The sequence below is a fragment of the Sphaerospermopsis reniformis genome (assembly GCF_005402885.1).
Taxonomy (GTDB): domain Bacteria; phylum Cyanobacteriota; class Cyanobacteriia; order Cyanobacteriales; family Nostocaceae; genus Sphaerospermopsis; species Sphaerospermopsis kisseleviana.
Map to the genome: position 1 here is coordinate 1 of NZ_BJCE01000131.1, position 15,752 is coordinate 15,752.

The window sequence follows — 15,752 nt, forward strand, 5'->3', positions numbered from 1 at the left end:
AGGTGTCTGGAGTTGTCTGAACTGTGAAAGTCTTGCTTGTTTCACCTTGTGCAAATGTTAGAGTTTCTGTTTTTTCAGTAAAGTCATTTGCACTTGCTGTGTCACCACTAGCTATGGATGTGGCTACATTTACTGTTTGATCCGCTAAAATGTCACCAGTGCGAGTGATGGTGAAAGTGATAGCATTACCTTCAACTGCGGAAGCATCAGCAATGGAGAAAACGGGAACTATAAACCCAAAGTCATCTGCTGTTAGAGTATCTGCTTGGACATTTCTTAAAATGCCAAAGGTTCTCTCCATACCCTCTATCACAACTTTGACAAGGGTATCATTGCCATCTTTTACGAGGATGATATTTTCAAAACTTTGAGCCTGGGGAATACCAGTAATAATAACCTTATCATCGCCTTTGGTAAAGTCTAATACTTCTGCGGCTACATCAGGGATAGAGCCATTACCAAAATAAAAGCGGTCTAAACCAGCACCGCCAGTCATTTCTGTACCTAGTTTACCAGCGTACAGAGAATCATTTCCTGCATCACCAAATAACTTGTCGCTGGCTAAATACCCAATCAGAGTATCATCACCATCACCACCCTCTAAGATGTTGTTTCCTGCTGTACTTGATGTGTTTAGGAAATCATTTCCCATTCCACCTTTGAGAGTATTGAAGCTACCTTCAATCACATATAGCTTATCATCTCCATCATCACCATTTAATTGGTTTTGATTTCCTTCAACAACAAACAGTAGATCATTTCCAGCACCACCATTTAATTTGTTATTTTCACCTTCAACAACAACCAAGAAATCATCATCTTCACCACCTTCTAGATAGTTATTTCCTGAACTTCCCTCAGCATATAAACTATCATTACCCAAACCACCAATTAAGGTATCATCATTCTCTGCAAAAAGTTCATCATCACCATCATTACCGTATTGAGGAACAATGTTTTTTGATAATTCCAAAATCCCTAATTTTATAGGAATTGTTGTACCACCGACACTGAAATCATTATCATTAAGTAAAGCTAAAGTATTGCGATCAACTAATGCTAAACCCTCTAACTTTTCAACTCCTGTATAACCTACCTCAGCAGCATTAACAATCAGTTGTTTACTAACTACAGAAATTCCCGCAGTAGTTAATTCTGCTTTTGTTAACTGCTCAATTGTTTTACCATTAGGTAAGTTAAAGTTAGCAGGATTATTAATATTTGTCGCCCCTGCTAAATCAATTTTATAGATGAGTTTGTTAGAATTTTCATTACTTAAATCATCTCTTTCGACAACAGCAAATTTACCACCACCCAAGGAAACAGCATCACCAATTTTATCAGTTTTGGCGTTACCAGTTCCAGCAATATCATCAAGTAAATAGAGATATTCACCAGTTACCTGTTGAGTAGCTACATCAAATTCTAAAATTCTTAAATTTCGAGAATTTCTAGAATTTGCATCATTAGTAACATCAGGATTATCAATTGCACTTTGAATAAAAGCATAAAGCTTATTACCTTCCAAAGCTACAGCTTCAAAACCCCGGTTATTGCGACGTTGAGCGTAAACTACTGGTAATACTTCCGTGCCAAAAGTTCCTTCAGGTTGACTTGCTGCTGCTGCTGTTCCTTGGGGAATAAAACGAGCAATTAACTTACCATCAGCATCAAAATGATAAATTGCTGGACGGTATTCATCCACCATCCAAAAATCACCATTAGGTGCAATAACAATACCTTCTAAATCTGCACCAAAGGGATCATTTTCTAAAATTTGATCATCTAAATTAACACCAATTTCATCAGTATAAGCTGCACCACCTGCACGAGCTTGTAAATTTGGTCGTCCAGTTAATGGGGTTGTACCATCTTCTCTAAATAACCCAGTTCTTTTGGTAATTGTGATTTCACCAGTAATTTTATTCAATTCAAAGCTAACTATTTCTGGTTGAAAAGCAGGTAACAAAAATGGTCTATTTTGTCCTGTAGGTTCACCATTAGGACCTCTATCTGTATGGGTGACAAATTGCAGATTACCGTTATCTGCTATCCCTTGGAAATACAACCCAGAAAAACCACCTAACAAGATATTTTGACCGGCGGAAGTTGTTCCTAATAGTGGAAGGTTTTGAAATTCATAATTAGTTAAAGTTGGTGGTGGCAGAATTTCATATAAAGTCACAGTATTACTCACTTCATGAGATACTGCCAGCATCGGTTTATTACTGGGACTATCTTCAGCAGCAATGAATTTTAAACCTTCTGGACTGATATCACCAGGAGTTCTAATATATTGTACAAACTCCGGTGCATTTGGGTTACTGAGGTTATAAACCATCACCCCACCACCAGCACGTTCTAAACCAATAAACCCATAGGGTACACCATCAATTACACCCACAACTACACTTTCTGGTTCTGGTCCTTTATTATCAGAACGAGTATCACGATCACTGGTAGAACCATTATTAGCATTAAAAAGTGTAGGAGTTTTTTGGGCTGTAATTTGCTCTAATTGATCGCCACTATCAAAGACTAATTTACCTTGGCTATCCCATATAGAGAAAGAACGAGCGCCGAAAGCATAAAGCTGATCATAATCTCCGTCTCCATCTATATCTCCTAGTTTATTGGTAACAGTTAAACGTCCCAAGTTTTGCGGTCTTTTCAACTCGGTAGCATCAGGAAAAACTGTGGGATCAAGATTTAAGGTAGAAACTCTAGCTTCTTCATTAAATATTGATCCTTCATTACCAAAACTATTATTTGCTGTAGGACGGATGCGAGCATCTCCTTCATTAGCAGTAATATAATAGGTTGTACCATTAATTTGAAAAGAGCTAATACCGTCAGGTTGGTACATTCCAAAAATAGGCCAGTTTTTAATGTTAATTTTACCACCACCTGCGGAAGTTCCATTAACATCTCTATCACTAGCGTCTAGAGCATTTCCTGGTAAATTATGGTCTTTATAACCCAGAGGTACAACATCAGTAATAGTTCTGCTATCAATATTAAGAATTGCAATAGCGTTATTGTCTTGTAATGTGATAAAAGCCGTTTTACCATCAGGAGAAACTGCAATATATTCTGGTTCTAAATCTTGAGCTACTGTAGCGTTAGGTCCAAAAATTCTTACTCCTGCTGCTTTTAATGTAGTTATCTGTCCATTAAATGCAGTGAAGGTTGCAGTGGTAACTTTAGAATTGTCTAAACTGGCAATATCTCCAGAAACATCAATGATACTAATTGAACCTTCAGGATCAATGGTATAATCTTCGCTGGGTTCTCCTTCGTTAGCAACCAGTAATTTACTACCATCAGGAGTGAAGGTGATCATGTCAGGTAAAGCACCTACTGTCACTTGGGAAATTTTCGTGAGAGTAAAAGCATCGTAAAAAGCAACTATACCTGGATCAGTGATATTATTCCCAGAGATAGCGACAGCAACAATGCTATTTGCTGTTCCTGTTCCTGGTCTAACCGCTACACTTTGGATTCCTGCGCCTAAACTAGAAAGATCAATTTGATTAATTTGTTGATTAATTTGTGTAAGATGCTGTGGATCTGAAATATCAACTACTTGCAGAACAGGTTTACCTTCAGCTTCTCCAGTTACGAATAAGCGTTGAGTTTTGGAGTCAAAATCAGAAATTTCTGCACCACTTAAATTGACAGTACCAATATGGTTAAGTCGGATGTAATTTGTCATTTTTATTTCTAGAATTATTGCTTGAATGCGACTAAGTTGCTAGTAAGGACTTTAGTCCTATAGTAATTCTAACACAAGGGTTAAAACCCTGACTACAAACAAAAAACTATACCGGTTAAGTTAAGAGATAACTAACAATAGTTTAAAAAATTAGATATTAATACAAGTTGATAGCAAATTTGAAACTTGAAATTTCAAAAGATAGGAGAGGTGAAATAAACCATCCTCTCCCTATTTGCCGAAATTTTTACACAAATGCGAAGTTATCAGCAGTTAAAGTTGCAGTATTAACACCATTGAGAACTGCAACGGTTGTTCCATTAATGATAATACTATTACCACTCAAGGTCAGATCATCAAAACCGAAACCAGCACCTTGACCAGCAATACCTAAAACATCCGTACCCATGCTAAAGTCAAGGATGGTATTTGCAGCAGGAGGTAAATCACCAGTCAAGATCCAAAACTGATCCGCACCTGCACCACCAGAAATTAAATTGCCACCACCTTCTTGAACATAGAATTTATCATCACCTTCACCACCTAAAGCGCGACCATCTGCACCCAGGTAGAAGATGTCATTTCCTGCACCACCAGAAACACGATAACCACTAGCTTCAGTAGCGTCTATTTCATCATCACCACTACCACCAAAAGCGCGATCGCCATTTCCTACAAAGACAGTATCAGCACCGCTACCCGTAGCAATGCGGTTGTTACTTGCTAAAACTCCTCCAAAGGGAACATCTACTTCATCGTTTCCTGCACCAGTAAAAACAATATCTCTGATACCATCAAAGTCTGTTCCAGCTATTAATTTATCTGCATTGGGAGTACCATTGATCAATTGCTTGATCTGGGATTTTGGGTTGCGGGGGTCATAACTGATAGTGTCAATTTTCAGGATATCGGGAAGGGTGTTAACAATGTTTTCCCAAGGAACAAATTTAAAATTGCTGTTGACGTTTTCTAATTCTCCATCATCTTCTACTAATTTAGCAGGGTCGTTATTACCATCTTGGGTGACAAATAAACCGAATGGGAAATTAGCACCAAGGGGAACGTTAATTACATCTGCACCATCGGATTCTTGTACACTATCAATTGCACCATTATTACCAATTGCAAACCGTCCTAAAAATTCGTTATTTCCTTCACGATTGTATACTGCAAAGGTATTATCTCCTTGACTAGATGCAAGTAAATAACCTGTTCCATTCGCACCATAGTAAATAGTTAAACCTTCAACATCAGCAACTAAATTACTACCACCCAAATCTTTAACTTGATCAATCAGTATACCTGTGTTGCTACCCTTGGGTTCTGCGTCATATTTCCAAATACCAACATTTTCTTGACCAATGTAGAGAAAACCAGTTTCTTGATCCGCAACCATTCCTTCAGTTTGGGGGTCAATATCATTAATTTTGGGAACGGTAAATTCTCTCACTCTTTCTGCACCGATTTTACCATTACCGATGTCAATTAATTTCAATTGGGCAATATCTCCGGTTTCTCGTCTTCCTGTGAAAACATAGTAATCATCAGTGTAGGGACTGCGATAAATTGTTAATCCGTAAGCACTGCGAGAAGATGGTTCATAGGGAGGTTCAAAAGGTGCAGCTTGGAAAATTGTGCCGATGTTATCATCGGTGATATCTTCTAAATAATTGCCATTGGTAGCATTGGGGTTAATTTTGAAGATTACGAGTTTGTCATTTCCTCTGTCGCTTGCTACGGCAATATCAATTTTTTGATTTCCTAATTGAAAGCCATATTGCAAGTCAATATTATTGTAACGGATATTTCCTGGGTTAATTGTCTGTAATAAATTCCCAGCTAAATCATAAACACGCAACCCGGCATTTTTGACAGAAGTTAATACTAAACTATTTTCAGAATTAGTAGGATGAACATAAATAGCAGGATCATCCGCATCAGCATTTTGATCTACTATTGCTTGTTCTGGATCTTCATCATCAAATAAATCAGGACGGGTTTCTAATGCAGGTGTAGCTGTGGAAACTAAATCAGCACTTAAAGTTAAAATGTGCGTAAACTGACTTGCACTAAAATTATTATCACTAACTAAGACAATTGATTGACTACCATCTGCTAATTTCTGCCCAAAAGCCAAACCTTCAATATTATCAGTTCCGTTAGGTAATTTTAAATCATTTAAATTTAACAGTAGAGTTTTTTTAACTGCTAAATCATTAATTTCTGTATCACTCAAACCAGCTAACGAGTCAATAGTGCTTATATCTGTAGCAGCTTGCAAAGTGATTTGATAAATTTTAATCGTATTCCCTACACCAGTGGCAAAACTTCGCTCTAATGCTAAAATTGTTCCCCGATTATCAATAGCTAATAAATCCACTAAACCATTATCGGTAAAAGCAGTAGTAGGATTAGGAACTAACGCATTATCAGTGATGTACAAATATTCCTTTTCTGGTTGTTCACTGATTAAATTGTATTGCAAAATCCGTGATAAACTACCTTTGGTAGTAGAAGCAATTCCACCATCTTGAAAAAGAGCATTTTCTGTTGCTGTAAATAGGGTTTTTTGATCAGGTGTAATGCTGAGACTTTCAAAAGCTAAGTTGTTTCTAACTCCTGATATTTGTGTATCACCTGCATTGACAATTCCATCATTATTAGTGTCTTCTACCACAGGTAAAAATTTATTGGGAATAGGCAAAGTTTTGATTTCTTGTCCTGTTAGCAAATCAAACTCTTTAATAAATGGGTCAGTCACACGAGCAGAACCTAAATCTGGTCTAACTTCACCTTCTGAGGTAATAAAAACAGTACCATTGTTAGTTAAAACAATATCTTCAGGATCGACAGTATTAAGTGCAAAGAAGTTACCATTACTATCTTTTAAAGAAGTGACATTAGTAAAAGTGACTCCATTTTCATCAATGGTAAAAGTGTAAAACCGCGCAGGTGCTAAAGCTGAACGATCATCAGAAATGGCATAATAAACATTATTAGTAGCATCATAGGTGACACCTGATAAACCACCTAGTCGTATCTGTGGTGTACCATTAACTATTCCTGCTGGACCAGAGGGAACAAAACTTGTAGAAATAATTTCTCGGTCTTGAAATTTTATATCTGTTACCGTTTTTCCTGGTTCTGTTGCACCTATTTCTAAATCCGCAAAAACTAAACGATGATCGGAACTAGGAAAAGGAAAATTACCCACAGGTGCAAAATTCGGGTCTGCTTGCAGAGGCCAAAATACAGCGGAGTTAGTGATTTTTAAATTTGAAGAAGGTAAAACATAATCAACTCGTAAATTTCCCGGAGTTCCATCAGCAAAATCTGCGGTGTCAAAATAACTATTACCATTGTGATTAGCATTTGCACCGCCTTGTGAAGCTCCTTTTTCTGCACCACCGGGACTGCTAGGAATAAAATTAGTGTTGATACTAGGATTTTGTAACAGTTGTAAAATGGCATTTTCAAAGCTATCTCCATCAAAAGGATCAGCATTTTGATCACCCATAATTACAAAGCTAGAACCAGCGGCTAAACCGCCTATTTTATCACTATCATCATAGATATAATCGCCTATTTCTGGGGTAATGTAATCAGCCCAAAAACGAATTTCATCATGATTGCGTTTTCCGTTTCTGTCTTCCGCACCATCAAATACTGGGGGTGTAGGATGACTAACTAAAACGTGAACTGTTTCACCATTAATTAAAATGGGTACATCCCAATGACTTTTAGAAGAAAGACGCAAAATATCAATTTCTTCGGGTGAATAAAAACCACTGAGATTTGCGTTTGTGCTAGGGTCATTTGTGAGTAAATTTCCGGGCATATCCTTCCAGAGAAAATTTTGGAAGGTGCGAACATTTGGCGTATCTATAGGATACTGTGATAACAGTAACATCCCAAATTGTCCGGGGAAGTTACCAAAACCAAAAGCATCATTACCACCGCCTATAGTACCATTATTGTCTAAATCAAATCCAGAGGCAATACCTGTGTTAGAAGGTGCAATATAAACGTAGGGATAGTTAACGGGAGTTGCGCCATTTTGGCTAATTCCTAAATAATTTTGTTGAAATAACTGGACTGGTTGGAGAGGGTTAGATTCTACATAATCAAATTCATTAATCAGCAGTATATTCGGGTTAGCACGTTGGATGATTTCTGCTACAGCTTTCGCTTGGGAGTTATTAGGAGTAGATAAATCAGTGACTAATTGATTTTCAGAATTACGATTCAAAGAAGCGTTAAACTGGGAAAAGCGGACTATTTGATTAGTTACCATTATTTTTTCCTCTGGTGCAGATTCAATTCAGAAAAATCTAGCTAATTCGTAAATAGTGGTTTAAATATATCAGTTAAAAGTTAAGATTATATTGTCAAAAGTTGAAATTAGTTTAATATTTGATTAATGAAATAGATCCCCGATTTCTTGAAGAAGTCGGGGATCTGATTTAATACCTGCTAGTTTTAAACAAAAGCGAAGTTAGCAGCAGTTAAAGTTGCGGTGTTCACACCGTTCAAAATAGCAATGGTTGTTGTACCGATCGCAATACTATTACCAGTTAAGGTCAGATCATCAAAACCAAAACCAGCACCTTGACCACCAATACCTAAAACATCCGTACCCATGCTAAAGTCAAGGATGGTATTAGCAGCAGCAGGTAGATCACCGTTAACGATCCAAAACTGATCCGCACCTGCACCACCAGAAATTAAATTACCACCACCTCCTTGCACAAAGAATTTATCATCACCATCTCCACCTAAAGCGCGACCATCTGCACCCAGGTATAAAATGTCATTTCCTGCACCACCGGAGAGACGATAACCTGTTGCGTCGGTAGCGTCTAATGTATCATTTCCACTACCACCAAAAGCGCGATCGCCATCTCCCACAAAGACAGTATCAGCACCACTACCTGTAGCAATGCGGTTATCACCTGCGCGACTACCACCAGTGGGAACATCTACTTCATCATTTCCTGCACCGGTGAAAACTATATCTCTGATAGCATCAAAGTCTGTTCCACCTATCAACATATCTGCATTTGGTGTACCTGTAACCAGGTCTTGTGGTGGTTCACCGAGTTCTGAAGCTAAGTTAAGAGGTTGATCTAATTTGAGAACTATAACTTCATTGTTGTCAATATCAGGACCACGACCAACAGAGAAGGGATAGTTATTGTCATTAGTTACGACAATGGTATTTTCATCAATAGCTATCACACTTTCAATGGTGACAAATGGAAAAGTAAAGGTAGTTTTACCATCTTTGTTGAGGTCATTAGGATCTTTGATATTGAGTAGGTCTGCTACTTCCTCCTTGGAGACAAAACCGTTGGCATCAATTTTACTGAAGTCAACTTTGAATATCTTCTTGAAAGCGGCTGTACTACCTTGGTTATTATCCCGTTCAATAATTAGGAACTCGTTGTTATTGATGGGGGTGAAATCACCAATCGCATTACTGGTACTTGCTAATTGATAGCGTCCTACCAAACCTTGGTAGCTTTTGCTGGCTACATCGAACTTATAAATCCGTAATGACCCAACAGGATCGCCGACAACAGTTCCTTCCAGGAGAGGATATAAGGTTTGACGGTCAGGACTAAATGCCATGCCTTCAAAGCCTTGGGAGCGGTTGAGGTTTGGCGTTACGAGGTTGCCGTAGTAGGGCTGATTGGGAGCAAAGTATTCCGGTGAATTATTGAAGTAAGGGGTATTTAAATTCCCGTTGGGATTGGCATAGCCTGTACCAGCTAGGTAATCATTAACTAGAACTTGTCGCCCTGTTTTGGGGAAGTCGGTAAAAAAGCCGTCTACACCCAAATCAATGAACTTACGGAACTCTGCACCGGGGTCGTTTTTGTAAGTATCGGGAAGGAAGAACTCGTCATTTCTTAAAGTGTAGAGGTGAACGATTAAACCGGCATTGTGGGCATTTTGAATGAGGTTTGTGGGCGTGCCTAAAACGCGATCGCCATCACTAATTTGACCATCACCATTGAGATCATCAGGCTGTCCATTATTATCGGCATCTACAGTCAACTGAGGAATAATCCGCTGTTTATTCGGTCCAATCCCCTTGGCGTAAGTAGCAATTTCTGTTAAACCTGCTGGTGTAGAAATATCCGTATAGGTGCGGTTATCACCACTGACTACAAAATCATAAGGGCGACCTGAACCACCAAACAATTGCACTAGCGGAATATCAATCCCAGCAGCGGGCATAATGGTGTTTTTCAGTGCCTTGAGGTTGCTAACTTCAAAGGATTGAATGAAGATCCGAGATGGGTCGGTAAAGTTCTCAGCTTTGAGGGTGTCTGCTAAGATTTGGCTAGTATTGATACCTTGCTGATCAAAGAAAGTAGGATGTTTAGTTTCGGGATAGATACCGATTTTGCGACCTGTTTCTAATTCAACTTGTTTCACCAAATCAATGACTTCTTTCAGAGTGGGTACTTTCAATCCATCTTGATCAAAAGTAGTACCACGCAAAGCAGGAATCCGTTCAATCGCATTTAGTTCCTTGACCTCTGCCAGAGTAAAGTCTTCAGCAAACCAACCTGCCACATTGCGACCATCTAAATTTTTGATTTTCAGGCGATCGCTAAATTTATCACGGAGGTAAACATCCGTACTTGTATTGGTAGAATTGATAACTGGCTTATTATTAGCATCTCGTTGAATTGTGCCGTCAGCATTGAGAACAGCGACTGCTAACATAGGTTCGTGACGGGCAATTAAGACACCATCTTTTGTTACCACTAAATCGGGTTCAACGAAATCTGCACCTTGAGCGATCGCTAATTTATAGGCTTCTATTGTATGTTCTGGACGTTCACCACTTGCACCCCGGTGGCCGATGACGATGGGGGCTTTACCTGTGAGGGTATCAAATTTAGGAGTAGAGAGAACAGTGGGATTTTGGGGCGATCGTACTTGATTCGCCGTAATTTGATCCCGAACTAAGTCTCCTGTCCCTGGGAAGTCAGTAAAGTAACCATCTACACCCAAACTAATGAATTGACGGTACTCCAACTCAGGATTGTTATTGTAACTTGAAGCCAGAAAGCGACCTTCATTACGGAAAGTATAGGGATGAACAACCAAACCCTCTTTGTGGGCATCACTAACCAAGCTGGTGGGTTCTAGGGTAACTTTATCCGCATCGTTAATCACACCATCGTTATTGAGATCGTCAGGTTGGCCATCATTATTGTTATCAACTGTTTTCACAGAAACAATCTGCCGTTTCCAAGGTCCAATACCATCAGCGTAGGCAGCAATTTCTTTCAAACCAGCAGGAGTTAATAAATCTCCATAGGTGCGAGTATCTCCCTTAACAGTGAAATCATAAGGACGAGCGTAAACATCTTGATACAAAAGTGTGCCATCGTTGGCGACATCGTAGGCATCAAGCAATTGCACTAAGGGAAGATTCACACCAGCCGCCGGCATGATGGTATTGTTTAAATCCTTGAGATTGCTGACTTCAAAGGACTGAATGAAAATCCGTTTGGGATCAGTAAATCCTTTGGCTGTGAGGGTGTCAATCAGTTTTTCTTCCAGAGACAAACCCAAATTGTCGTGATAAGTGGGGTGTTTGGTTTCAGGATAAATACCGATTTTCTTGCCAGTTTGTACCTCAACCTCTTTCACCAAATCAATAATTTCGCCCAGGGTAGGAACTTGGAGAAGACCGTTGTATAACTGATCCCGGAAACCTTGAGGCATTACAGCCCGCAGAGTTTTAATTTCTGCCAAGGTAAAGTCGGAAGCAAAGAAACCTTCTTCAGCCACACCATCTACCAACACCGTCTTTTTCCGACTAGCAAATTCAGCACGACTAGCTACATCAGTAGTATTGATGAGATTTGGTTCATGACGGGCAATTAAGACCCCATCCTTAGTAGATACCAAATCTGGTTCAATGAAGTCTGCACCGCGTAAAATCGCCAGGCGGTAGGCTTCTATTGTATGTTCTGGCAGTTCACCACTTGCACCACGATGTCCGATCACAATTGGTGCTTGACCGTTGAGGGTATTTAGTTTAACGGGGTTAGGAGTAGGGAAGGGGGCATCTAGTAATACACCATTGCTATTGAAATGTAGTAGGTAAGTTCCAAATTCATCACCGACCCAAATATCGCCCTTAGCATCAATTACAAAGGACTCTACATCAAAGTCAGCCCCGGTGAGTTCCCGCTTCACAGTTCCTTCATTGACTATGGTAAAAGGAACTTTACGATCAGGATCAGATAGTTGAATATATCCTAAAACTTCAACACTACCATCACCATTTTCTGTTCCTGCAAAGTCTGGGTCTACTTGATAAATTCGCAGTAAATAATCTGCACTATTACCTTTACTACCGTAACCATTATCTGACAAAAAATAAAAACTTTGATCACCTGCAAATTGTATACCACTAAAACCTTGTATTGGTTGTCCTGAAAATGGAATAGTTCTACCATTGGTATTGCCAGTAATTTGATTACCAGAAGAAGTTGGTAGTGATGTAAACGTATCAGAGGGAAGAGATGAAAATCCAATTAATTCAACATTCTGAACCATATATTTATCTCCGTGTTCTTATCTTAGTTTTTGCCTTGTTTACTGGGAAGCACTCAGAACCTTATCTGTTTCTTTCTAAATCGAGACGATAATTTAGATAAGTATGAGAGAGTTTTTAACTAAAGAATAGGCAATAAGTGATGTTTATCTACTTCTTGCCTTTTGCCTTTTTGATCGCTAGTCACTATTCATTTCATATAAAGATTAAGAAAAAAATAAGTCAGGTAAAATAAAAGGTTAAAAGGTTAAAAAATTAAAACCTAGGATTTATTTAAAAACAGGACTTACGCAGAACAAAACGAATGTAGGGGTAATTCATGAATTACCCCTACGCAAGAATCAGGTTTTTAGTCTTATCTTGGGTAAGTCCTAAACAAAATCAAAACATTCCCAACTTCATAGCTCTAGCAATCTTAAACCAATCCTAAGGAGTCAAAAACAAAATTAGCAGCAGTTAATTTGCTAGTATCTACATTCTTAAGAACGGCTATAGTTTGGCTGCCAATGGCAATATTATTACCAGTCAAGGTCAGATCATCAAAACCAAAACCAGCACCTTTACCACCAATACCTAAGATATCTGTACCGATACTAAAATCAAGAATGGTATTTGCAGTAGCAGGTAAATCACCAGTCAAGATCCAAAACTCATCAGCACCTGCACCACCAGAAATTAAATTGTCACCACCTTCTTGAACATAGAAAGTATCAGCACCTTCACCACCTAAAGCGCGACCATCTGCGCCCAGGAAGAAAGTATCATTTCCTACGCCACCAGAAAGACGATAACCACTAGCTTCAGTAGCGTCTATTTCATCATCACCACTACCACCAAAAGTGCGATCGCCATTTCCTACATAAATAGTATCAGCACCACGACCAGTAAAGATACGGTTATCGCCAACTAAAGAACCACCTAAAGGAACATCTACCGTATCATCACCAGCACCAGTGAAAACCACATCATTCACACCATCAAAGTCTTTTCCAGCTATTAATTTATCTGTAGCAGGAGTAGCAAATACCAAGTTAGAATCCTGTATCAAAGAAGCATTAGGTGCGATCAAGAAAGATAACTGACCACCTTCAACCAGATTTTCTTGTCTAGTTTTAGTTCCATCACCATTGCCATCAATATTTGTGGCGGTAATGATTGAACCATTCAGAAGACTATGGGCTTGAACATCAAATATAAACTGTGTACCAGGAGCATTACCAAACAGAGTAGAAACATCAAGGATACCGGAAGTTTCCCAGTTACCGATATCAGTGGGGCTAGAGTCAGTTTGAGTTGCTGGAAGGGCAGTACGATCTACCTGACCAATTCGGGTCAGGGTTGAGGAAGGATCAGCATTTGAAGGATCAATTCTCCAAATGGAAGCTTCTTGTTTGGATGTTCCTGCAAAAATAGCTGCGGTACCAGCCCGATCTTCGTTAATGTAGATTTTGCCATCATCAGCCCAATCCAGGTTATCAGGGTTACGGAGACTGGCATCTTTGGTGAAGTTACCATCAAATAAAATGTCTATTTTCGCTGAGATGCCACCAGTATTGATATTATTGAAGTCAATATCAATTTTATAGGTCGTTCCATAGGTATCTACACCACCAAATATACTTTCACGTCCTGTGGAAGCTAGGACTACTTGTGTACCGTCTTGAGGATTGGTAGATAAATCTTCAGGCCGAGAAAACAAGAATGCTTTGACATCTGCGGCTAATTTATCTTGCTGTGCTTGAGTGGCAAAGCCTTGATCATCATAACCAGGTTCATTTTGAATGCTGCTATCTGGGTCTGGACTATCAACAGCAGTATTAACAAGAGCAGGGTCATAATATTTGATCTCTACAAACCTACCAACGGTAGAGTTGTTTGTACCTTTGAAGTCTCTAGGATCAGCTTCGATTGGATCAGTAGCATTGTTGGGGTCATCAGCAACCCAAACATAAAGCTTACCTTGTCCAAGTCCATTGCGGTCTAAGAAACTACCATCATTCTTGGCATTCTTGTCACCAATGTAGAGAATTAGAGGTGCAGGTCCGCGATCATCACCAATTAAAAAAGCAACTTTGTCAGTGCGGCCTGTATTCAACTCGGTGACGTTTTCCCATGCAGCACGACCAAACGCAGGAACAGCATATAAGACATTGGTTTTGGTATCTAAAGCAAATTGTGTCCCACCATAGGTTTCTTCACCAGAGAAGAAAATACGATCGGCTAAACCAATACCTGCACCAAATTGGTTGGCCTCAAACAAAGCAGCAGAACAGAAACGTTGAATACCAGAAAATTGTAAATCAGCAGCAGCATCAACAACTTCACCTTTGCGGTTGATAATGGTGTCAAAGGCTAACCCAGCATCAACGATTTTCAATGTGCGCTTGTCAACATCGAAATAGTTAATTCTTGCACCGGGGAGTTGTGTACCGTTTTTCAGGGTGTACTTATAACCATCCGTAGCCGCTATCTCATTAACAACTAATAAACGAACGGTTGTATCGTTGAGTGAGTAAGCGCCAATACCGTCAAGAATACCGGGAGGAACATAGTTTCCGATCTTGTCGCCAACGGTAAAAATAGGGTCAACGGTGTAACCATTTAATCCTTTAACTTGAGAGGGTTGAGTTGTATCGAATATAGCCATAAGATTCTTTTATCCTCTTTGTAGTTTGTAACGAGCCAATAAGTCCGAATTTGGCAAATCTATGAAAACCTAATTGTCGATAGGACTTACGCATTGACAGGAACAACCAAATATGAGGTATGGGTTTCAGGCTTTTTAACGTAATTTTTCGTTGATTTTTGGGCGAACTGCTTGCAACAGCGCTTCGCTATCGCTATTTGTATAAACTTCATCCCCAAAAGCCTGAAACAACCAAATATTGTTCATACATATCATGGTTAATCTGTACAATACGTAAGTCTTAGCCGAGTATAATCTACGAAAACTTAATTGTTGAGTATGAGTATTACGTCCTAATCAAAATCAAACTCTCACGCAAAGGTTAAGGTAGGACTATCATTACACTGTCTCTTGATTAAAAAATTTAGGTTTAAAATTTAATTTTTATAGGACTTACGGAAGATGTGACTGAAAACCTTATTCTTGCGTAGGGGTAATTCATGAATTACCCCTACTTTCGTTCCCTTTTGCGTAAGTCCTGTTTTAGTTATGAAAAGGTTATGGATAGTAATTAAGAGACATTTATTTTGTAAGTTTTTATTATTTGATTGCAAATAGTACGTAGTACGTAGGTTGGGTTGACGCAAGGAAACCCAACATCAACTAATAATAATAAATCTGTTGAGTTGCATTTTATTTAACCCAACCTTGTATCTTAGAGGTATGTTAGAGGAAGTGGTAGACCGTCCCAACCTTGGTCAGAAAAGACCGCTTCGTAGCAAGGATCACCACAACAATCTCCATGACAGAACTCGAACAGTCGC

The 15,752-nt window shown here is 39.1% G+C and carries 4 protein-coding genes; all 4 read right to left on the bottom strand.

Going from position 1 to position 15,752, the window contains the following annotated elements:
- A partial coding sequence (locus FFR48_RS17335) for a choice-of-anchor I family protein (RefSeq protein ID WP_201277637.1) occupies positions 1-3,715 on the bottom strand: 3,715 nt, incomplete at its 3' end.
- 247 nt (positions 3,716-3,962) lie between these two features.
- A complete protein-coding gene (locus FFR48_RS17340; protein WP_137668234.1) occupies positions 3,963-8,009 on the bottom strand; it encodes a phytase in 4,047 nt (1,348 codons plus the stop codon).
- 185 nt (positions 8,010-8,194) lie between these two features.
- Positions 8,195-12,283, bottom strand: a complete 4,089-nt coding sequence (locus tag FFR48_RS17345) for a glycerophosphodiester phosphodiesterase family protein (RefSeq protein WP_371851457.1) — start codon at positions 12,281-12,283, stop codon at positions 8,195-8,197.
- A gap of 434 nt (positions 12,284-12,717) precedes the next feature.
- Complete coding sequence (locus FFR48_RS17350; RefSeq protein ID WP_137668236.1) at positions 12,718-14,949, bottom strand: DUF839 domain-containing protein; 2,232 nt, start codon at positions 14,947-14,949, stop codon at positions 12,718-12,720.
- Positions 14,950-15,752 lie beyond the last annotated feature (803 nt).

Coding starts and splice junctions, on each gene's coding strand:
- FFR48_RS17350 (WP_137668236.1), bottom strand. CDS start 14,949: ATGGCTATATTCGATACAACTCAACCCTCTCAAGTTAAAGGATTAAAT.
- FFR48_RS17340 (WP_137668234.1), bottom strand. CDS start 8,009: ATGGTAACTAATCAAATAGTCCGCTTTTCCCAGTTTAACGCTTCTTTG.